General features: G+C 40.2%; 7 protein-coding genes. 5 read left to right on the forward strand and 2 right to left on the reverse strand.

Annotated features, from left to right (window positions below):
* Positions 1-4 precede the first annotated feature (4 nt).
* Together LEP1GSC185_RS01000 and LEP1GSC185_RS01005 are read left to right on the forward strand one after the other, a co-directional pair.
* Positions 5-1,912, forward strand: a complete 1,908-nt coding sequence (locus LEP1GSC185_RS01000) for an ABC transporter ATP-binding protein (protein WP_008591374.1) — start codon at positions 5-7, stop codon at positions 1,910-1,912.
* Positions 1,909-2,325, forward strand: coding sequence for a response regulator (locus tag LEP1GSC185_RS01005; RefSeq protein WP_008589402.1), 417 nt, complete (start codon positions 1,909-1,911; stop codon positions 2,323-2,325). The genes LEP1GSC185_RS01000 and LEP1GSC185_RS01005 overlap by 4 nt, the downstream gene beginning before the upstream one ends.
* On the opposite strand, the gene LEP1GSC185_RS01010 is transcribed toward LEP1GSC185_RS01005, so the two are convergent.
* Entirely contained in the window at positions 2,322-3,452 is a 1,131-nt protein-coding gene (locus LEP1GSC185_RS01010) for a nitrilase-related carbon-nitrogen hydrolase (protein ID WP_008590798.1), read from the reverse strand. The genes LEP1GSC185_RS01005 and LEP1GSC185_RS01010 overlap by 4 nt on opposite strands.
* 366 nt (positions 3,453-3,818) lie before the next feature.
* On the opposite strand from LEP1GSC185_RS01010, the gene LEP1GSC185_RS01015 reads away from it, so the two are divergent.
* The 3 genes from LEP1GSC185_RS01015 to LEP1GSC185_RS01025 are packed head-to-tail and all read left to right on the forward strand — an operon-like array spanning position 3,819 to position 20,081.
* The gene (locus tag LEP1GSC185_RS01015; RefSeq protein ID WP_008590590.1) at positions 3,819-13,724 is read left to right on the forward strand and encodes a type I polyketide synthase; all 9,906 of its coding nucleotides are present in this window, start codon (positions 3,819-3,821) and stop codon (positions 13,722-13,724) included.
* Positions 13,721-14,170, forward strand: coding sequence for a holo-ACP synthase (locus tag LEP1GSC185_RS01020; RefSeq protein ID WP_232298415.1), 450 nt, complete (start codon positions 13,721-13,723; stop codon positions 14,168-14,170). Before LEP1GSC185_RS01015 ends, LEP1GSC185_RS01020 begins: the two co-directional genes overlap by 4 nt.
* Before the next feature lie 10 nt (positions 14,171-14,180).
* Positions 14,181-20,081: a carboxyl transferase domain-containing protein gene (locus LEP1GSC185_RS01025; protein WP_008591732.1), complete on the forward strand. Its 5,901-nt coding sequence runs from the start codon at positions 14,181-14,183 to the stop codon at positions 20,079-20,081.
* Between the two features lie 81 nt (positions 20,082-20,162).
* Here the strand turns inward: LEP1GSC185_RS01025 and LEP1GSC185_RS01030 are convergent, their stop codons facing one another.
* Entirely contained in the window at positions 20,163-23,141 is a 2,979-nt protein-coding gene (locus LEP1GSC185_RS01030) for a PP2C family protein-serine/threonine phosphatase (RefSeq protein ID WP_008590372.1), read from the reverse strand.
* Positions 23,142-23,144: the final 3 nt, after the last annotated feature.

Genomic DNA, 23,144 nt, shown 5'->3' on the forward strand with positions numbered 1-23,144 from the left:
TCAAATGAAAATCTTTTTCCGCTTAATGAGCTATTCAGTACGTTATAAGTACAGATTTTCATTAGGGATCGTATTTGCTCTTCTGACTGCTATCTTAAATGCAGTCTCCTTAACTTCCATCATTCCTCTTTTTGATACTATGGCTGCGGATCCGAACACCCGCTTTCAATTCGAATTCACTGAAGCAGAACAGGAGATTATCGCTAAAGAGGAATCCAATTTAGAAATACGATTAAATCCTGTAGAAAGAGCTAAAAAAGTACTGATCGACGTTAAAAGATGGTCTAACGGACGCACTAAATACATGGAACCTAAGGAAGTGGTTTGGGCAGTTTGCCTTTTGATCCTTCCTTTGTACGGCCTCAAGCTGATCACCTATCTTGCTTCGGTTTATTGTCTCGCTACTGCAGGTTATTGGGCTGTCCGGGATATCCGACAGGAACTGTTCGAAAAAAACCAAATGCTCCCTCTTACTTTTTTCTTTAAAGAAAAAACAGGGCTTTTGATGAGCAGGATCATCAACGATGTGGAAATAGTGGCAGCGGTGATCTCCTCTAATTTTAGGGACGCTACGATAAACTTTTTCTACGTTATCACTCACCTTTTAGTATTACTTTATTTGAATACGGAACTTCTTCTTATCGCGTGCGGGATCGTTCCTTTGGTAATTCTGCCCGTCACCTTATTCACGAAGAAGATCACAAGGTCCACGGAAAGATTCCAAGAAAAACTTGCGGATCTGAACGCAAATCTACAAGAAATGATCTCCGGAATTAAAGTGATCCGCGTTTTTAATACGGAAAAATACGAAAAGGAAAAATTCCAGAAGATAAATCAGAACGTTTATCGTAGGAATTTTAAAGGACAGTACTATCTACAGATCGCGCCAAGTTTGGTGGAGCTGACTTCTTCTTTAGTCGCTCTTGGATTTTTTGCATTAGGCGCTAGGTATATTCTCGCTGGAAATGTGGGTTCTCCATTCACAGTCGGACAATTCATGGTATTCCTTCTCACACTTCTTTTCCTTCTCCGCCCTTTAACACAACTCTCTCAGATGGTTGGAAAAATTTCCCAAGCGATCATCGCCGGAAGAAGGATCTTCGAGATCATAGATCTGGAAACAGAAGATCATAGCGAAGAAGAAAAAGTAAAAGTCGAAAGAGTCACGGATTCCATTCAGTTCAAAGGTGTTAACTTCGCTTATCCGGGAACGAACGCAGAAGTCCTGAAAGATATCAACTTGAAGGTAAAGGTCGGAGAAACTATCGCGATCGTAGGAGCCAGCGGTTGTGGGAAGTCCACATTGATGGACTTAATCCCAAGATTCTTTGATCCGAGCGTAGGTTCCATCGAATTCGATGGACAGAATATAAAAGATCTTTCTCTCGCAGATCTTCGTAATAAGATAGGGATCGTGACCCAGGACATATTCCTATTCCACGGAAAAGTGGCGGATAATATCGCTTATGGCAAACCGGGAGCGAATAGAAAAGATGTGATCCGTGCCGCTAGACTTGCTCATGCGCATGACTTTATTAAACAAATGGACAACGGATACGATAGTATTTTAGGAGTGAGAGGTTTAAATCTTTCAGGCGGCCAAAGACAAAGACTCGTGATCGCAAGAGCACTCTTAAGAGATCCGGAAATTATGATCTTGGACGAAGCCACCTCCGCGTTAGATGCAGAGTCGGAAAGATTAGTCAGTGACGCATTCCGCAGATTGTTCGCAAACCGTACTACATTCGTAATCGCACATAGACTTTCTACCATCAAAGACATTCCGCGTATACTTGTTATGGACAACGGAAGAATTGTAGAAGAAGGAAATCATACTTCTCTAATGGAGAAAAACGGTCTTTATAGAAAACTCACAGATAACCAATATGCCGGAGCGGGGATGCTACCTTGAAACCATTAGTTCTTGTAGTAGACGATAATGATCGTTATGCGAATAATCTAAAGACCTATTTGCAGGAAAACGGATGCGAAGTCCTTCGCGCATTAGACGCTTCTCAAGGCTGGGATCTATATCTTGCAAATAAACATAAACTCAAAGCCATCATCACCGACATCACTATGGAAACCCAGACCTCAGGCCTTTGGATGATACGTAAGATCTACCAAGACGGATTCGAAGGAATTAAGGTCATCTCCACTACCGGGTTCGACGTTTCCGGAGTAATGGCGATAAGTAAATATTTCCTTCCTTGGTTCGCAGGAATAGAATACATGGTTCCAAAGGTTCCTTTAAAAAAAGGAGAAGTTATACTTTTGCCCACCAGCGGAGTTTTTTCGGATTTTTTAAGTAAATTAAAATCTTAAAGCCAAAGATTATATATTCGATTTTTATTATACTCGGGAATCGAGACGATTTCCGGCTTTCCATTCCTTAAAATAGAGGCTTTACCATCCGATTCCAAGTCCCAAAGTTTTCCCTGTAAAAATACATTGATCCCATTCTTAAATCCGGATCGGACGGCTCTCGTTTCCAAAGCGTATTTTTTCCAGGCCTGCCCTTCTGTGATCTTTCCAATATCCCCTGGATCCACATCGGAAGGATTTTTCTCTCCATTATAACCTGCCCAAGCTTGGTCCCATACAGACAATTCTCCTCGATTGACATATGACGGAACCGCTATAAAATCCGCACCCAACTCTTTCAGATTCGAATAAGACTCCGGATACCAAGAATCCGCACAAACAAGGATCCCCATTTTTCCGGCAGGGGTATTTATAACCGTTCCCGGTTTTATATTAGAATCCAAGAACGGCTTCTCTTCTTCCGTTAAAAACTTTTTACGAACCGGTTCCCCTAAAACGGAGCCGTCTTTTCCAAAGACAAAACTTGTATTGAATAGAGAAGAAGCATCTAAAACAATTTTTCCGTTCTCAACAGAAGGAGAAGGCAGAACAATAGAGCCGGCCAAGATCGTAACTCCGTATTTTTGAGCAAGAAAGGAGAAACTACTCTCATAGATCTTTTTCATATCGTCAGCTTTGATCTTAAATATAGAAGCTTGTATCTTATCGTTCTCCTTAGAAGTAAAAAGATGAAACAGAAAGGAAAAAGGATTACGGAGAATGAAGTATATCATGCCGGATTGCAAGTCGGGAGAAGTATATAAGGAAGATTTTTCTCCTGATACTACCAACCAAGTCCCGTAATATTCCGGGAAAACAAAAATCGTCTTATCATTGATCCAACCCGACTGTTTTGCATTTATAAGATAGGATTCCGTCTTCTCTAAAAATCTCTTGCGATTGGAATAATCTCCAGGAGTCATAAAAGGCTCCACTCCGATCAGGTTCCCTTTGCCAAAATCCTTTCCGTAAGAATAAGAACTAATCCCTAAAACAATTTTATCCGATGAATTTCCCAAAAAAGAATAAGCCCAGATCGAATACATACAAACGATCGATAAAATACTGCCAAATATATATTTTCTCACACAAACCTCCCTATCCCATTGAATCATTTTATTTTTTTATAATATTTTGTAAACATATGTTCATTAATTTAACAACTTAATATAGAAAAATAAGACTTATAAATGAACAACCAAACACATTTAACGAACGATCGTTAGCTAACTTATTTAACTAACAAATGTTCATCAGCATAATATTTATGCATTCATATTATAAAATAGGAAAATAGATACGTATAGCATTTGTTACATTCCGCAAAACAGCGTTCGCGAATTACGATCTTGATTTTATTAAGCGTAAAAAATTTTTTTCTTGAAATCAAAACGTAAACTCTTCCATTTCAAATGATTATTAATAAATGAAAAATAAAATGGAAGGATCACTAAATGAAAACGAATTATTCAAGCGGAGCTTTATCTTCCGAACAAGCATCATCATTATTCAAAAACATTTCCGCTCAATCAGTTAAAACATTCGTAACGTTTGCCGGACAAGGAATAGATCCTATTCCTGAGTTACGTTCTTTCTATGAAGAAGGCCACTCTCATTCAGAATTTTGGCATACTGTCTTCTCTTCTATCGATGAGGAATGTAAGGCTATTCATAAAGACAGGCTTATAAGATCATTACCGTTAGGCTTTCACTTAAAAGATTGGTTAGACCAACCCGAACTGACTCCAGATCATTCTATCTTAAAGAATTGTTCTTACAGTATCCCGCTAATCTTTTTGGCTCAGGCCTCGGCTCTATATAGAATACTCCAAAACGTATCCGACTGGGAAAATCTATTTAATGAGACTTCGGGTATATTCGGCCATTCTCAAGGAGTCTATGCAGGATTTTTATTATCTTCTTCTCCAGATAAGAACTCGTTTTTAAAAAATTTGTCCCTGATACTTAGAAATCTAATCAGTTTAGGAATTAGAGTCCAAGAAGAATTCCCCATTTTAGAATTGGATATTTCCGCTAAAAAGTTTTTAAAACCGGATGAGGTCGCCTCCCCCATGGCGGCGTTAAAGTCGGAGGATGATCTCCTATTAATCCAAGAATTAGAAAAATTTAATCTAAATAAGAGCGCCGAAGATACCGTGTATTTAGGTTTAAAGAATGGACCAAAGGCAAGAGTAGTTTGTGGTTCTCCGGAATCATTGTTGGAATTCAGAAGTCATCTTATAAGCAATAATATTCCAAACCTTGACTCTTGGGCGTTTCTCAAAATTTCCGCCCCATTTCATTGCCCCCTACTGAGAAGAGTGCCGGTACTTTTAGAAGAAGACGTGAAAAGGATCGGGTTCAATCCGAAACAATCCGATCTAAAAATTCCTTTATATGATACGAGGGACGGAAGAGATCTCAGGACCGAATCAGACATCGCACTCGCATTATCCAGAATGGCAGTAGCGGAAATGTTGGATTGGGAAATCTGTTTAGGAAGTTTAGAAAATGAAGAAAGTAAAATTTTACTAATTTCATTCGGTCCGGGAATAGACGCCGAAAAGTTATGCACTCCTATGCTCAAAGGAAAATCCTATCTCGTTCGAAACTTAAGCAAATCGGAGTCATACAGGTCTTTTACTAAAGAAACTAATTTAGAATTTCCTAAATCATGGAAAGAATTCCAACCGGAAACTGTAGAACTTCCAAACGGGAATGTTTTTCTAAAAAACAATTATTCCGTTTGGACAGGAAGGGCTCCAATTTTTGGAGGAGGAATGACTCCTTCTACAGTCGAACCCGGAATTGTCATCGCGGCCGCTAAAGACGGATACTTAGTAGAATGGGCAGGAGGCGGACAAGTAACCGAAGAGCTATTTAGAAAGAGAATGGATATATTTCGAAAAGAATTGCCTCCTGGAGTAAGTATAGTCATCAATCTCCTATACTTAGATGCCTATTTATGGAATCTGCAAGTTCCATTAGTAAAAAAACTCAAAAGTGAAGGAGCTCCTATCGAAGGAGTCACAATCTCCGCAGGTATTCCGGAAACTGAGGAAGCCGTTCGTATATTAAAAGATTTTGAAGCTCACGGGATTTGGCTGAACTCTTTCAAGCCCGGAACACAAAAACAGATCCGACAAGTTCTCTCCATTGCAAAAAGGATACCGGATTCAAAAATTCTAATGCAGATAGAGGGAGGAGCAGCTGGAGGTCACCATAGTTGGGAAGATCTAGAAGAACTGGTCCGGTCTACTTATAGCGAGATCAGAGATTGTAAGAATATTATCTTGGCGGTCGGCGGAGGAATTGCAGAGCCTCAAGATTCCAAATCTTGGTTATTCGGGATATGGGCGGGAAAAAATCAGATGCCTGTAGACGCTGTGTTCTTAGGAACCAGGCTCATGGCTGCAAAAGAATGCGCTACATCAGAAAAAATTAAACAAGCGCTGGTAGAGATCTCAGGTTCCGAGAATTGGAAAACTACTCAGGAAGGAAAGAACGCAGGGGGAGTAATCTCGGGAAGATCCGGATTAGGCGCCGAAATTTATTACGCAGAAAATACTTGGACCAAACTTTCATTCCTTGCAGAAGAACTCACAAAAGGAAAGGAAACTGAAGACGCTAAAAAAGCGGTTCTATCCAGAAAGAACGATTTGGTTTCTCTCATCAATTCCACTGCTAAACCCTATTTCGGCAATCTAGAAGAAATGAGCTACACTCAAATTCTAGCTAGATATTTAGAGTTAAGCTGTCCTGGGCAAAGACTGATCTCTCCGGAAGGAAATTGGCCGGATCATCCTTTTATAGATAAAAGTTTCAGAAATAGATTCATAGAATTAGTGCAAAGATTCGAAGCTCGTATCTCCGAACCTACAGACCAAAATTCCATACTGGAAGAAATAAGATCCGAGTTCGATCCGAACGTTTTTCTAAACGAATGGAATAACAGATATAAAAACGCGGATACTATCCTTATACTACCGGAAGATATTATATTCTTCTTTGATGTTTGCAAAAGGCCCGGCAAGCCCGTAAACTTCATCCCTGTCATTGACGAAGACATAGTTAAGTGGATCAGGTCTGACTCTCTGTGGTATTCTCATTGTGTAGGTATGGAACCGGATTCCTGCGCTTGGATCCCCGGGCCAAAAGCGATAAAAGGAATTCATAAAGCGAACGAACCGGTATCCTCTATCTTCCGAAACTTTTTGGAAGTAAATTTAGAAAACTCTAAAACTAAACAAATTCATTGGGAAGATCTGTTCGATTCGGATCCCAAAATGAAAAATTTCCCGAATTTATTCCCAGAAGATCAAATCAGAAACAACTCAATTTCAATATTCGATAACATCGATATAACCCCGAATGATTGGATCTTAACTTTAGCAGAACTAGGAAAAGGATTCCTAACCGCTATATTAAGATCTCCTAAAATTGGCCGATCTTCATCCGATCTAAAATTATTCTTTGAACCGCGGATTGGCAGAAAATTTGTTTGGGAAACAAGCGCTTCGGAAGAATTGTTACTGATCCAAGTCTGGGAAGAGAACAAACTAAAAGTAGAATTAAAACTTTCAGAAAAGGATTCTGCAGAGCTAAAACTTTACTTCTACGATCCCAAAAACGGGACCGCTATCCCTTTTCAGAGAAAGTTTAGTTCAGGAAAAACTTTAGGCGTATTTATAGAAGAAGATCTTACATTTAGAGAAGAATCCGGTCTTGATCTTTATTTAAAAACATGGGGATTGGATCAAAAATTTGCTCTCAGCTCTCCAAATAATATTTCGCAAGAAATAGAATCCGAGATCGTAATCGACAAGGAATCTATTTTAAATTTCCGAAAAGCAATCGGGGAATTAAGAAGAGCGGATCTTAAATCGGATCCAAATCCTCCTCTTGGAATGAGTACTGCTTTTGCATGGAAGGTATTACTTTCTCCTTTATTTACATTAGAAAATAAGAATTTATTTAGACTTCTCCACTTCTCCCAAAATTTCAAATGGGAAAAAGAAGCAAATGAGTTAGTTCCCGGAGACAAGTTAAGATCGAAAGCAAGACTTGCAAAAGTCCGTAAATTAGGCTCAGGACAAGAAATTCAGATCCTGGGAGAAATTTCAAAAAATGGAAAGAAGGTCTGCTCTTTCCAAACCGGATTTTTGATCAGAGATGTTTATTCTAAATTCGATGAATTCGATTCATTACCTTTCGAAAAAAGTATTCGGATCAATTCGGAGGCGGAATCCAATCTTCTTAATTCTATTCCTTGGATTTATAAAAAAGAAGACCAGGAAGCGAGCGTAGTCGGAACTAAATTGAAATTCGTTTCGACTAAGCGTCTTGTTTTACAACTAGAGGAAAACAAAGAACTTCACTCAATCGAAGGTACGATCGAAAAAATTTCAGGATCCCATTCTGAAGAGTGGGGAAAATTCAAAATAGAAGAAACAACCTTTGTTGGAATTCCAACCACCTTTGATCGATTCTTCTCCAATTTGACGGAAGCAGACTCGGAGATACCGCTTACTAAACCTTATAAGATTATTTCCGAGACTTTTTATTCTCCTTCGGATATGAGCGAATATTCCGCAGCCTCCGGAGATACAAATCCGATACACACAGATATAGATTTTGCAAAATATGCTGGATGGAAGGATAGGATCGTTCACGGACTATGGACTTCTTCGCGAGTAATTAAGCAAATCGTAATGGATGTCTGTCAAGGAGACCCGTCCAGGTTATCATCCTTTGAGGAAACTTTCGAAGCTCCTGTGTATCTAGGCGAAGAATTACTTTTAGAGGCGGTTCACGTTTCGCAAAAGAAAGGATCTCAAATTCTTGCTATAAGATTAGAGAATAGGAATGGAGAAAGAAAGTTAAGCGCAAAAGCGATCGTTTCTCATAAAAAAACCGGTTACGTATTTACCGGCCAAGGTTCTCAGTCCCAAGGAATGGGAATGAAACTTCGGGATGAATTTCCGGAAGCAAGAAATGTTTGGCAACGAGCTGAAAACACTACAAGGAGCGAGTTAGGCTTCTCCCTCTTAAAAATCGTACAAGAAAATCCGACCGTATTGAAAGTAGGCAAGAAGGTTTGGAGTCATCCAAAGGGTGTTCTTAATCTAACTCAATTTACGCAAGTCGCTTTGGTCACTAAGTCCATGGCGGACTGGGAGATTCTGAAAGAAAGAGGGTTCTTAGATCCAGAGGCTCCTTTTGCAGGACATTCCCTTGGAGAATTCTCGGCTCTGTCGGCTAGAGGATTTTTAGGATTAGAAAACGTGATCCGGATCGTGTATGGAAGAGGGCTTACCATGCAAAGTTTGGTTCCAAGGGACAAACAAGGAAGAAGTCCTTTCGGGATGAGCGTAGTATTAGGAAATCGTCATGTAGGACTGGACGAAGAAACTATTCTAAAAGTTGTGTCTCAGATCAAAGAAGAGACAGGCCTTCCTCTTGAAGTCGTCAACTTAAACATAAGAGACAAACAATATTCTGTGACAGGAGATCTGAAAGCTCTCACTGAAATGGAGAACCGTTTTAAAGAAATCGTAAGAGGAAAAAAGACCACAATTCGTTTGGAAGGAATAGATGTACCTTTCCATTCAAGGGTTTTGGTAAACGGAGTCGCGGAATTCAGAAAAACTCTGGAAGCGAATGTTCCTCAAATTTCCGGTTTCGAAGAATTGGACGGCAAATATATTCCCAACCTAGTTGCCCGACCATTTTCCATTGATAAAGAATTTATAAAACACGTTTGGGAAGTTTCAGGAAGCCCAATCTTAGAAAGGATATTAAAAGAAGATCAAAATCTTTCCAATAAAGAGATTAGAAGAATCCTACTCATCGAATTACTTGCGTATCAATTTGCAATGCCGGTGCAATGGATCAAGACACAAGATCAATTCTTCCTAGATCTAAAAGTTCGAAGATTGATAGACCTTGGTGCGAGGGGAGATCTCGCAGGAATGGCAAGGCAAACTCTAAGAGAAATTTCGGACCCTTCTTCCTTTGAAATCCTGCATATAGAGGAAAATCGGAACCTAGTCTTTTCCGAATTAGACGATTGTGAATCTGCAGAATTTTCAAAACTCACAGAAATCCATGAACCGATTGAAACAGAAACTCCTGTTGAAAAGTTAGAGGTTAAGAACATTTCAACACAAATCAAAGAATCCTCACAAGAGCTCCAACAATTCGGCGGAGAAGAGGCTTCCGTAAATCTGACAAAGAAGGATGCATTATTTGCATTACTTTCTTTGAAAGCGGGAATTCGACCAGAAGAGATCTCCGAAGATGAAAATATAGATACCTTATTCGGAGGGAATTCTTCTAAAAGAAATCAAGTGATGGCGGATCTAGGAGCCGAATTCAAAACCACAAGTCTGGACGGAGCTCATGAAAAATCTTTAAAGGATCTGTTAAAATCCCTAGAAGAACAGTCCGCTTATACACAACCGGGACCGTATCTAAGGACTTCTTTCGAAGAAACCTTGAAGAAGTTTTTTCCTCCCGATTTCGGTAGAACGGAAGTTTTTAAACACTTAAAGGAAGAAAGAGGCTTAAACGCTTCCGGTATTTTTGCAATCAGTATCTTTCTCCCTTTACTAGTAAGAGAAGGAGAATCTTTACGAAAAGGAGCTTTGAGTTCCATCCCATTAAGTTCCCGGATCGGAAATTCTAAAGACGCATCCAAATGGTTAGACAAAGCGGTGGATTTGTTCGCTCAATCCAAAGGAATACGGATCGGAAAATTATCCGCAAACAATTCCGGATACGGAGGAGGAGCAAAAGTAGATGCTGCAGCTCTGGAAGAGTTGGAGAGAAAGTATTTTGCAGCGGAAGGAATTTTTGGAAAGGCAATCAGGAACTTCCAATCTAGACTTATAGGAGAAGATCCATTTGCAGAATTTCTAATAAAGGATTTGAGCATTCTCCAAGAAGCAAGGCAGAAGGCCCAGACGGAATCGACTCCTTCTTCTTTATTCGAGGAAAAGAAAATTGTTCGTTTTTCCAACTCGGAACAGTGGGCAAAGAAAAAACTATTACAAGGTCTAAATAAACTTAGGACCGGGTCCTCGATCCGGTTCAGTTCAGAAGAAGAAAAGTATTTTGCGAATCACGCAAGTCCTCTATTGTCCCAGATTTTAGGATATTGGGATCAAATTTTTGAGAAAGATGAGATCCAATCTCCGGAAGAGAAGAAGAATATTAGTCATAAAAGAGAATACTTAAGATTACTATCTTCCGAATGGGATCAAAATAAAAAACCGATATTCCAAGCGGAAAATTCCGTACTGCGTCCAAAATTTGAGATCTCCGAAGAAGGCAACCTAAACTTTAAAGAAGTAGAATATTCTACTAATTTAATGGATTTTTTCAAAGGAAAAATTTCCATCGGAGTAAGCAAGGACCAAGGAGGAAGCTGGGCAGAAAATCAAAAAGAGACCGAGTCGATTCTAAATTCTATTTCAAGCTCGTCCAAGGAAGGAGTCTCTTTCTCCGGTCTGAAAGTTTTAGTCACTGGTGGCGGTCCAAATTCTATCGCGTTAGAAACTGTGTTCGTGTTACTTGCAGGCGGTGCGGATATCATTCTAACTACCACTTCTTATTCCGCTGAAAAAGTTAAGTTTTATAAAAGAATATTCCAAAAGTACGGGTCCAAACGATCTTCTCTTTCATTAGTTCCTTTTTCCCAAGGGTCATTCGAAGACATACGTTCCCTATCGGAATGGCTAATCCAAAAAGATTGGGAACCTGATGTTTTAATCCCATTCGGAGCAGTCGGAGAAGAAAATACAGGATCACAATTGGATGATTCTTCTTTAATATCTTTGAGAGTCATGCTCCTTGGCGTGGAAAAACTGATCGGAACTCTAGGACGAGTGAAGAACACACCTACGGAAACTTCTCCACTTCATGTGATCTTACCTCTTTCTCCGAATCATGGAATCTTTGGAAGAGATGGAATGTATGCGGAAACTAAACTAGGTCTTGAGACTTTGTTCCGTAAAAAATTCTCGGAAGAAGATGATTGGGGAAAGAATACAAGGATCCATGGTTGTGTAATCGGCTGGGTTAGAGGAACAGGCCTGATGGAGGATAACGATCTTGTTGCCCAAGCATTAGAAGAAAAATCAGGAGTAGTTACATTCTCTAGAAGAGAGATGGGATTACTTTTAGCAAATCTGATCCATACTTGCGTATTCCATTCTTCAGAACAGATCACTAAGGCAAATTTTACGGGCGGTTTGGATTCTCAAACCGATCTTGGAAAAAAATTAGGAAAAATTCGCGGAGACATTCTCTCGGAAGCAAAAATAAAGAAGGAAACTTTTGCACTTAAGAGCAAAATTATATTAGAAAAACAAGAAACTCTAACGAGGGAATTCCTACCCAAGGAAGTGTATAAGTTCCCTGCCGTCCCTTCTCAAACAAAACTGAACGAGATCGGGCATTTAAAGGAACTAGATCTATCTCAAACAATTTGTGTCGTAGGCTTTGCCGAATTAGGGCCTGCTGGAAGCTCTATGACGAGATGGGAATTGGAAAAATCAGGAACACTTTCATTAGAAGCAGCGCTCGAACTTGCCTGGATGATGGGCTTTATAAAATACCAAGCCGCGGATAAAGGAAGAAGTTGGACTGATTCTGAAACAGGAGAGGCAGTCTCTGAATGGGAAATCAAATCCAAATACGAAGATAGGATCTTAACTCATACTGGGATCCGCATCATAGATAAGGAATGTGTAGGATTTGATCCATCCACGTTATTCTCCTTTGTAGACGTAGTCTTGGAAGAAGACTTCTTTATTCCTGTCTCAAACTCCAAAGAGGCGGAGGAATTCAAGAACGCGGAACCGGAAGCTACGGAAATCTATCATGATTCGGAAAAAGACAAATGGTTTGTGCGAAGGAAAAAAGGGAGCACAATCAAAGCCAGAAAAGCTTCCGACTTCAATAGGAAAGTTGCAGGACAGATCCCAAAAGGCTGGGACCCCGCAAAATACGGACTTTCAAAAGATCTAACCGCTCAGGTTGATCCTATCACGGTATATAATCTTTACTGCACATGCGAGGCTTTCTTACGTTCCGGAATGGAGCCAATGGAATTATATAGGTTCCTACATCCGGGACTTGTAGGTTCTACTGTAGGCTCTGGTATGGGAGGAATGGGTAAACTTAAAAGAATGTTCCATGACTTTCTCCTCGGAAAGGAAAGACAGCATGACGCGTTACAAGAATCTCTTATCAACGTTACGACAGCTTGGGCGCTCACTTCCTATGTAGGGGGATATGGCCCTGTCCAAACTCCAGTCGCAGCCTGTGCAACCGCCGGAATATCCTTGGAGATGGCGGCAAGTTTGATCAAAGAAGGTAAAGCGGGCTTTATGTTAGCCGGAGCCTTTGACGATTTCGCGATGGAAAGTTTGGTCGGATTCGGCGATATGCAAGCTACCGCAAGCAGCATTGAGATGTCGGAACAAGGCATCGATCCGAAAGGAATGTGTCGACCCAACGACATTCGAAGAGGTGGATTCGTGGAATCCCAAGGAGGAGGAGTCGTTCTTCTTTCAAGAGCTGACTTGGCCCTAGAAGCAGGACTCCCTGTATACGGAATTTTAGCATATGCAGGCTCTAAGACCGATGGGATACAAGCTTCTATTCCTGCACCTGGATTGGGACTTTTATCTTTAGGAGCCGAATCCGAAAAAGAAAAATCTCCTTTAAGAAATGCATTAGCGGCTTTCGGACTTACGGCTGATGATATAGGAGTAGCCTATAAACATGACACTTCTACAAAAGCAAACGATAAGAATGAAAACAAACTTTTGTATAATCTATTATCCAAGTTAGGAAGAACTCCAGGAAACCTGTTACCTGTAGTTTCTCAAAAATCACTTACCGGGCATTCTAAAGGAGGAGCGGCGGCCTGGCAAACCATCGGAATATTACAAACTTTGGAAGAAGGTATCGTAACCGGAAATAGGAACCTTGAAGAAGTGGATCCGGATATGAACGATTACCAATTCATCACTTTTACCGACGAAAGCATTCCATTCGGGAAACATAATATTAAGGCCGGAATGTTGACAACTTTAGGCTTCGGACATGTGGGAGCGCTTTGCCTTTTCGTTCATTCCGATTATTTCTTAGCTGCACTCACCCTCGAACAAAGAGAGGCCTATCTGGCGTTAAGAAGAAAAAGAGAGATCAAATATCGAAACAGATACCATGAGATCAGAATGGGATTAGGAAAACCAATGTATGAAAGACATACTAAGTCCTACTTCCAAGAAGAAGAAATAGGCATCTTATTAGATGCGGGATACAGATCCAAACTAGGAGAGAAATGATGAAATTAGGATCACAACTTCTCCCGAGTTTCAATTCGACAGGGAACCCTTCCGTTTCCGTAGGAGTGGATCTTACTTTTATTCCCGAGTTCCAGGAAAGCTTGCACGATAAGGCCACATTCTTCTTTAAAATCACTTTTACGGAATGGGAAAGAAAGAAAGGACAAACAAAACCTGAAAACCAAAGAGCAAGTTTTTTCGCAGGAAGATACGCCGCAAAAGAAGCATTGATCAAGGCAATAGACGGTTATCGTTTATTCCAAAAACCTGATTTAACCGTAAACTATTCGGAAATCGAAATACGCAATGACGATTATGGTCGTCCTTATTTTCGTTTTTACGGGAATTTCGAAACTTATCTAAACAACTTAAAGCCGAATTCTATCCGGTTAAGCATCAGCCATACGGGGGATTATGCATTTTCCGAAGTCCTCCTGATATTTTAGGAGAAAGCGAATGATACCCACAAGAAAACCAGAGCCGGATTCATTTACCCAAGGAATATTAAGTATTCCTGAAATAGATTCAGTCATAAGGGACCTGAAAATTTTAAACCCTGGACGTTCCGAAAAAAAGGAAATTTTACCGGACAGAAAAGGGACACTTAAAAAGGTATTGATCGCAAACAGAGGAGAGATCGCTAAAAGGTTTTTTTTAGCGTTAAGAGAAGAAGGTATCCGTTCTGTTGCAGTAGTAACAGACCCGGACAGGGAACAATCCTGGTATGAATCCGCAGACGAGATCATTTATATCGGAAGTTCGGATAAATACACGAATTCACAGACTATAATAGCAGCGACTCTGCTTTCGGATGCGAATGCGGTTTATCCAGGTTACGGATTTTTATCTGAAGATTTCAAATTCGTAGAATCCTTAGAAGAAGCCTCCTCGATCTATAATAAAAATATAATATTTATGGGCCCCAAGGCTTCCGTAATGAGGAAAGTGGGCAACAAACTAGATGCCAGAAAACTGGCCTTAGACAACGGGATTCCACTTTTATCAGGAAGTGGACCGATTGCCGACGGGAAGGAGATCGCAATCCAAGAAGCGGAAAAGATCGGCTATCCGCTTATGATCAAATTGGACAGCGGCGGCGGCGGAAAGGGAATGGTAATCGTACGAAATTCCAAAGAACTGATTCCCGCAATAGAAAGCACAGTTCGGATCGGCATCCAATCTTACGGAAACGGAACCTTCTTTTTTGAAAAATATGTAGAAAGACCCGCTCATTTCGAAGTACAAATTTTCAACTCTACTGCGGTTGGAATCCGAAAATGCGCGGTGCAAAGAAGAAACCAAAAAGTTGTAGAAGAAAGCGGAGAAACTTTTTTAGACGATAGGACCTTGCTACAATTATTGTCCTCCGCTGAAAGGGTTGCTCATATCTCAGGCTATTCGGAAGGATGCGCAGCTGGGACAGTGGAATTCCTACTAGACTGTGAAACAGGTAATTTCGGATTTTTAGAAATGAACACCAGATTACAGGTAGAATATCCTGTAACGGATCAATCTTTAGGCATTGATCTAGCAAAATGGCAAATTCTATTTTTCGATGGAAGAGAGCAAGAGATCCCTTACGATTCTGTGGTCAGAAGAAGATTCTCGGACAGAAATCATTCTATTCAATGTAGGATCTATGCGGAAGATCCATTTCAAAATTACTCACCTTCTCCCGGAGAAATAAAAGACCTTGAACTACCTACATTCAACGGAGTGCGTTGCGATTTCGGATTCAGAAAAGGTGATAGAGTATTAGGCGATTACGATCCTATGATCGGAAAACTGATCACTACAGGGACCACGAGAGAAGAAGCTTTACTAAGAATGGAAAGAGCCCTTTCAGATCTATACATCCGGGGTATCACAACAAATATTGAACAATTGATCAAACTGGTACGACATGATCTTTTTCGTTCGGGAGAATATGATAATTTAATTTTATCTAATAATGAAGAGCTAACGAAAGCGGAGAAGGAATCGGAAGAAGAAGGTGCAATCATATGCTCTCTTGCTGAATCAGTCTTTATATCCGAAAACGATTTGAAAAGATCTTTTAGGGATAGAGACCTTCCTAAATTACTGCACTCCCAAGAATCAGAATACTCTCTTTACGAATTTGAATTAAGATCGGAAACAAAAACTTATAAAACAAGATTATTCCGTACTTCCATTTCCAGTTATAGGGCATTATTAAACGGAAAAGATTCCGGTATCATAGGAGTGTCCGTCCGCGGAGAATTGGGCGAAGAATTTTTAGTAGAATTCGGAGGTAGAACCATTCCTGTTCGAGTAGATCGCAGACCTTCCTTTCATTTAGTGCGATTTCCGGACAGACAAGGAAAACTAAGGTACGTCCGATTCTCCATTCTATCCAAAGATAAAAAGAATAACACATCCGACGAAGGCATATTACGCGCTCCATTCCAAGGAACATTCGTAAAGATATGTAACAACCCCCATACAAACGACATATGGAAAGAAGGAGAAATCATTCACGAAGGTGATCCGATCTTAGTTATTTCCGCGATGAAAATGGAGACGATCCTTACATCGCCTGTCAGCGGAAAGCTGAGTTATCTATTGGAACACGGAGATAAGAACAGATTAGTACGAGGAATTACTGCCTCTGGGATGATTTTGGGGAAAGGTTTAAGCGAAGGTGAAATTCTCGCTAAAATTGAAACGGAGCAAAAATCGGAAATCGAAAATGAATTAGAAAATTATAATGCTACCGACGGTTCTATCTGGGAAATTTGGTCTTCTATTGAAGCCGATGCGAAATTTGAGCTTCCACCCATCCAAAAAACTTCAGGTTCCGATCTAAGAGCATTATTGAAGTCCTGGATATTGGGAACCTTCAGAGAACAAGATGCGATAGAAAAAATAGATTCTATACTTTCTAATTTCGAATTTGCTAAACTTTCCGATTCCGAGAATCGTCTTTGGGGAAACTTCTATATAGAACTTTTGAAATTCCATGTATTAGTGCGAAGAATATTCTCCTCCGACCCTGGGACTAAATTTTCCCATTATGGAGAAATACAAAGAGCGCTTTCCGAATGGGACACCGAAGGATACAATCCTCCAAAGACTACGAAAAAACTTTTATCGAATGCATTCCATTACTATGGTATAAAACCTTGGAACCCTCTGAGAAGGACCAAAAGCCAAAAAGATGCATTTATATTCTTAGTAAAAGCGTATGCAAATCTTAGAGAAGGAAAAGAGCTTATAGCAAAACTTTTGGAAAAACTTGCCATTTATGCTCCACCTACTCCTTCCATAGACCTTGCATTGAACGGCATCTTATATTTGGAGGAAAGAGAGAAGGAAAGTTCCCTCGAAAAAACAGTCAGAAGAATATTAAACTCGAGAGGAAATCGCCCCCAAAAATTTAAAGGGGGAGATGCAACCATTTCTAGAAAACATGTCTTCGATTATGTGCGCTTTTTAAAATCTCCTTGGTCTTCCGTCTCCGAGGAAAGATCCGAAATCTTAGAAGGAAAATTTAAAAAATCTTTTTCCGAAAACTTGCCATTAGTTCCGGAAAACTTTGATGAGGCTCTCACTTCTCAAATCCGAAAGAAACTAGAATACTGGCAAACCCAAGGAAACATTAAAAGATTATATTCTCCTAACCCCGGACATTTTCTATACTTCCTGGAAACAAAAAAAGAAAAACAATATATACTCTTCTCAACTTTAGTAGCTAAACCTGAAAAGACAACTTCCAGGTTCGATCTGGAAACGACTGCGAAAGTTGGAGCATGTATTTTACAAGGTTCCCAAATATTCCAAAAAGTAGATATTTTTAGATTAGAAGTACTTGTTTCCGGATTCAAAGTCAAATTCGATCCGGGTTCAAACGAAGAAGATGTATTCAATTATAATAATATAATGGAATCCGCAGGTTCCGTTCTTCGCTTCTTCTTGCATGGATTGTATAGCCAATTCACAATGGATTTCCTTCCGGAAAATACCGAAAAAACGGTCACGCTTTCCTTCTTCTTTAAAGATGGAAAGCTTAGAATGGACATTGCTCATCCCAATGATCCAAGATTCCCTTATTGTAAAGGAACTGATCCGAAAGATCTAACGGTTTTCCAAAAAGGGAAATGGCCCTTAGAGTGCTGGGTTTCCGAAGTATTTGATAAGGATTCTACAAAGGAAATTACCATTCCCGGAACTGACGGACTTCTCAAAAAAAATCCTAAAACCGGGAAAGAAGAGATCTATATCCCCGGAGCAAAAATATTCGAAGGAAAGATCGGCGGAAAACCTGCATTATGTTTTTTTAAAGATTCGAGAGTCGCAGGCGGCGCCACAGGTGATATAGAGGGGAGAAAATATATCGCAGCCGCTTATTATGCATATCGAAAAGACCTTCCTTTATATATTTGGAACGACGGAGCAGGAGCTAATATTAAGGAAGGAATGGTCTCTTTGAATAGAGCAGCGGAAGGATTTTTCATGAATTCACTGTTAAGCGCAGGCTTGAAAGCATCCGAATTCAGGGCCGCAATCGAATCACACTCAGACCCTATCTTAAAAGAAGTGTGCTCCGAAACAGAAAAAAAATACGGATCAGAATTCAGAAAATATAACTCGGAAGATAAACCTAATCTTTGTTTTACAGTCGCGGTCGGAACCGGCTCTTCTACAGGACTGGATGTTTACGGCTCTTCCCAAGCATCGTTGCAGGTTCTACTAAATGAAGACGAGTCCTATAGAGTTTTAACCGGATCTTCCGTGATCGAATCCGTAACAGGTGAGAAGTTTACCAATTACGAGATCGGCGGCGCTAAAATCATGGGACAGGCTACTGGCACCGTTGATTTTGTCGCTAACGATAAGATCCAACTCATTTGGATCATTAGAAGGATCCAGGATTCTTTGTTAGGATGCAAACCTTCTCAAAAAGAGAAAAATAAAAGAGTCATATCAGAAAATTGGAATATTTTAGATGAAAACGAACTTATCCATCACTCAGAGAGCGGATTCTTTTTGCCTATCAAAGAAAACTATTCAGGTTCCGGATCTTTAGTGTCCGGATTCATTCGATTGGGAGAAGCTTCCGTCCTATCGATGGGACCGAGAACTAATGATGGATTTCATTCTCTTCCATGTATTATTAAAGCGAAAGAATCCGTTCGGATCGCCGAAAAAACGGGAGCTAGTCTACTTTTAGTCTACGGAAGTAAATGGTTTAGAAGTTCTCATTTGGACGATTATGATTCCTTAAGACCGAGAAGAGACTTCCAAAAATCGTTACAAAGTTTTGAAGGAGCTTGTTTACATTTCATAAAAAACCCCGAAGGACTTAGGGTTTCAGAACTTACTTCAAATGCAGACGTATGTTTACTTTTAGAACCGAATGAAAAAAGTAAACCTTCCGCCCGCAAAGAATTTTCGAATAAAAAAAGATGGGCAACATTTACCGCTAAAAGCGAACAGGAAGCATACGAGATCATTAAAAAATTCTTTCATTTGATGAATCACAGAAAAATCGAAAATTCCTCTCCTAACAAAAATGAGATCAGACTTCCGAAAGAGATCACAGTTTCCTACGATATGAAAGAAGAAGTCGTATTGAAAATTTTAGACGTGAATACTTTCTTAGAATTTGGAGAATGGGACCCGGGTTCTAGTCTGATTACAGGACTCGGAAGAATACAAGGAAGAACCGTTGCAATCATCGCAGATCAACCGAAAGGAGGAGGTTCTCCCGATGCGCCGGGCACCGAAAAATTCAGAGTATTCACCGAGTTTGTAAACAAACATTCCATACCTTTATTAATGATCTCCGATGCACCAGGTTTCGTTCCAGGTACCAAACAAGAAAGAGCAAGGATACAGCAGATCGGCGGAGAATCTTTGGATGTGAACGTTCTCTCCGAAATTCCCGTGGTTTCCATCGTATTAAGACAAAATTATGGAGGAAGACAGATCCACGCATTCAGCGGATTTTTAAGACCCGGAATCGCATATTATTCTTTAGCGGAAGCAACTCTTGCTGTTATGGGCGGAAATTCAGCATTCGATCTATTCCAAGGAGCGAAAGTTTCAGCGCTCAGAAAAGACGGGAATATTCAAGAAATTGAATCTATCCAAAAAGAATTTTTCGAATCTTTTACTAAAAAGTCCAGGGCCGACTTCGATGCAAAAAATTCCGGAGTTTTAGACGGGACTTTCGGATCTGTTTCCGAATTAAGAGAAGTTCTAAAAACGGGTTTAGAAGAAGCTGATCTTAAACTTTTCCTTTGGAGAAAGAATAAGAACAAATACTCGGAAGGAGAAGTGTATTTATCTCCTCCTAAACCAGGAGAAGACTGGAAGGACCTGATCTTACCTTAATTTGAAATCCGTTTGTAGGAATTCCTACAAACGGGATCCAAAGAAAATTTAAAAATCAGACCAACGCAGCACAGTAGTTTCTTATCGTTTTCGGATCGCGATCATCGCAATATCATCCGAAAGTTTGGAGAAGCCAGTCGCACTTAGATCCTGCTGAGTATGTGATTCCACATCTGCAACGATCGTCTTGATTAATTCTTCCGGACGTTTTTCTCCGTTTGCATGCAACAGTTTTGCAAGCCTTTCTCTCGTATACATATCCGAGTTTGGACTTCTTGCCTCGTCCAAACCGTCCGTATATTCAAAGAAAATATCTCCCGAATCCAATGTTAATGCCCTTCTTTCAATCGTAGTTTCGAAGAAAGAATTTTCATCCATTCCGATTGGAAGACCACCGGCAGGAAGTTCTTTGATCTTTCCATCGGAAGCATCGAAGAATAGAGGTTTCACGTGACCGGCAGAAATATATTCCAATCTAGAAGTATTGGAATCGAAGATCGCTAAGAAGAATGTGATAAAAATATGATCCGGAGTATCCTCATAGAGATAACCGTTCGCTTCGAGTAAGATCTTTTTCAGATCTCTTTCTCCTTTGCGAAGAATTGCTCGGATCTGAGCTCTAAAAAGAGCCATCACGATCGCAGGACCTACACCGTGATTCGAAACGTCGCCGATACAGATCGCGATCTTTCCTCCACCTAATTCAATAAAATCGTAATAATCTCCGCCCACGCCGGTCATCGCCTTATAGAATGCGCCGAATTCAACGTAGTCGTTCAAGCTAGAAGGTAATTTTTCAGGGAGAAGCCGCTTCTGAATCTCTTCTGCCGCCAGAAGTTCTCCTTTCATCTCTTCCCTTTCTTTCAAACCGTGAACCATATCGTTCAAAGATTCACTTAGGATACCGATCTCATCATAACCTGCAGGAGGAAATTCCACATTCAGATTACCTTCTCCGATAGACTCGGCATTTTTACTAATCACCCTTATCCTGCGGACCACAAACCAGGCCAAGCCGTAAGCCAAAAGAATCGCGATGGTCCCGATAATCCCAGTATATCGGATCATCTCCTCTCGGTTAGATTTCATCTGACGGACACCTTCGGTCCTATCTATTAGAATAATATTATATCCTAATAAATCTTTACGGAGAAGGTCATAAACCAGTCCTTTACCTTCTTCTTCCCCAGGAGCCACAAGAGGAGTGGAATCCAAAGCCCACATTACCTCTTCGGCCTCGCTTCTGCTTCGGACGAGGATCCCCGAATCCCATGCGATCCCTTTAGGAGTTTTAGGAAGTTCTGTTTCGGAATTTCCGGAGAGGATCCATTCTCTCAAAAGTCTCCATTTGATCCGAACGGACTTTCTTTCGTTTTCGTCTTTATAATATCTTCTAATACCCGCAGGTCCTGTTTTAAAAGGAATAAAAGTGAAGTCTTCGAGCGCGGCTTCTCTCAAGCCGAAAAATGCATCCTCTGCCTTATGTTCGTAAGAATTGCCCCAATCCCCCTTAGTAGACTCCAAACGAATTAAAGAATCCTTATATTCTTCTTCCAGAGATTCTAAGACTCTGATCTTTTCTTGGATCTCTTCAGGAGAAGTTTTATTATCTCCTTCTTTAGGAGGGAATTTTAACATCTTCTCCCATTCTAAAATCTCTTTGGAAGTGTTCGCAATCTTGTCTTTTAGAGACTTATGATCATCATTCCATTTTTTTTTGTTCTTTTCGAATACTGAACCGTAAGGTTGTAACTGCTCTAACTTAGTATCTCTTTTTTTAAGCATCTGCCTATAAGCAAGAGCCAGATTTTTGAATTCTTTATCTGAAGAAGGTTTAGCCTTCCCGTCCTTACGGAGTTCGGACATTCTGGTTTTCAACCTTTGGGAGATCTCTGCAATCTCCGCGGAAATTTTTCTATCTTCTTCCAGATACTTGGCCCAATCTTTAGGATTCTCTGCAATTTCTTCGGCCATCGATCTGGATCTTTCCGCAGTGCTCGGATTCCTAAAAACGGGACGATAAACTACTTCGTATTGTCTTCCGCCCACTTCATAACTTTCAGCTTCCGATTTGTTTTGGATAACTTCCAAAACGTCCGTATCTCCAAAAAGACCTTTACGACTTTCCGTAAAGTCCGCCTGAGATAGTAATTTTTTACCTGTCTCGGAACTTTGGGAGAAAAGTAAGCCCGTATCCAACGTCTCCTTTCCTACTCTATCATATGCTAAAATTCTAATTTTGTCCGGAAGAAGTCCCAAAGAGGAAATTCGATCCTTAAAAGAGCCTCTAAAAAAATTCTGAAGAGCTTTCGTTAAGGCAGTCTCCCCGGATGCCGCCTTTTTCTCTCCGTCCGGGATTGCTTTTTCGGCCGCCTTTCGCTCCTTCTCCAATTTATCCTTATCTGTCAGATACGTTTTTTTCTTTTTAGGATCTAAGTCTACTTTGGCCAACTCTGTATCTAAAAACTTAAGTTCTTCGGTAATTTCTTCTATTCTTATCTTAGAAGTTTCCGCGCTAATACGAGCAAGTGCAGTCTTCTCCGCGATAGATCTGATCCTTTCATAGACGGGTGTGTCTATCGGAGCTCCATTCTCTTTTCTTAATTCATTACGGACCTTGGATTCAAATTCCTGGATCTCCTTTTCGGATAAATATCTTGTAAAATAAGTATCTACCGATTTATAAACGTTCCCTCTTTTAACATTCAAACCGATGGATTGACCGAGCTCTTTTAACGCTCCGAAAAATCCGCCTTCCTTTTGGACTACTGTTCTTTTGAACTTGCTGAGTTGCTTCTTTTTCTCCTTTACCCGAACCTTGAATTCTTCGATCAGGATCATACTTCTACTCAAGTTTTCCAGATCCAAAACGACCGAGTTCACATATTCCAAAGGAGCCTTTAACTCGGACTCGAGCTTTTCTTCCAAAGCTTTTGTCTGTTGGGAATAATGAATTATAGAAGTGAAACCTAATATCGAGATGACCAATGCGGCCGTAAAAAAGGAAAGTTTTGCCCGAATGCCGGGAAGAACCGCTCTTAGAAATTTGTTTTTAATCATCTT

Source organism: Leptospira licerasiae serovar Varillal str. VAR 010 (genome assembly GCF_000244755.1).
In the GTDB taxonomy this organism is placed as follows: Bacteria; Spirochaetota; Leptospiria; order Leptospirales; family Leptospiraceae; genus Leptospira_B; species Leptospira_B licerasiae.

What these genes read in the sequence shown, in the direction of transcription:
- LEP1GSC185_RS01030 (WP_008590372.1), bottom strand. Translation starts at nt 23,141, where the DNA reads ATGATTAAAAACAAATTTCTAAGAGCGGTTCTTCCCGGCATTCGGGCA.
- LEP1GSC185_RS01025 (WP_008591732.1), top strand. Translation starts at nt 14,181, where the DNA reads ATGATACCCACAAGAAAACCAGAGCCGGATTCATTTACCCAAGGAATA.
- LEP1GSC185_RS01015 (WP_008590590.1), top strand. Translation starts at nt 3,819, where the DNA reads ATGAAAACGAATTATTCAAGCGGAGCTTTATCTTCCGAACAAGCATCA.
- LEP1GSC185_RS01000 (WP_008591374.1), top strand. Translation starts at nt 5, where the DNA reads ATGAAAATCTTTTTCCGCTTAATGAGCTATTCAGTACGTTATAAGTAC.
- LEP1GSC185_RS01020 (WP_232298415.1), top strand. Translation starts at nt 13,721, where the DNA reads ATGATGAAATTAGGATCACAACTTCTCCCGAGTTTCAATTCGACAGGG.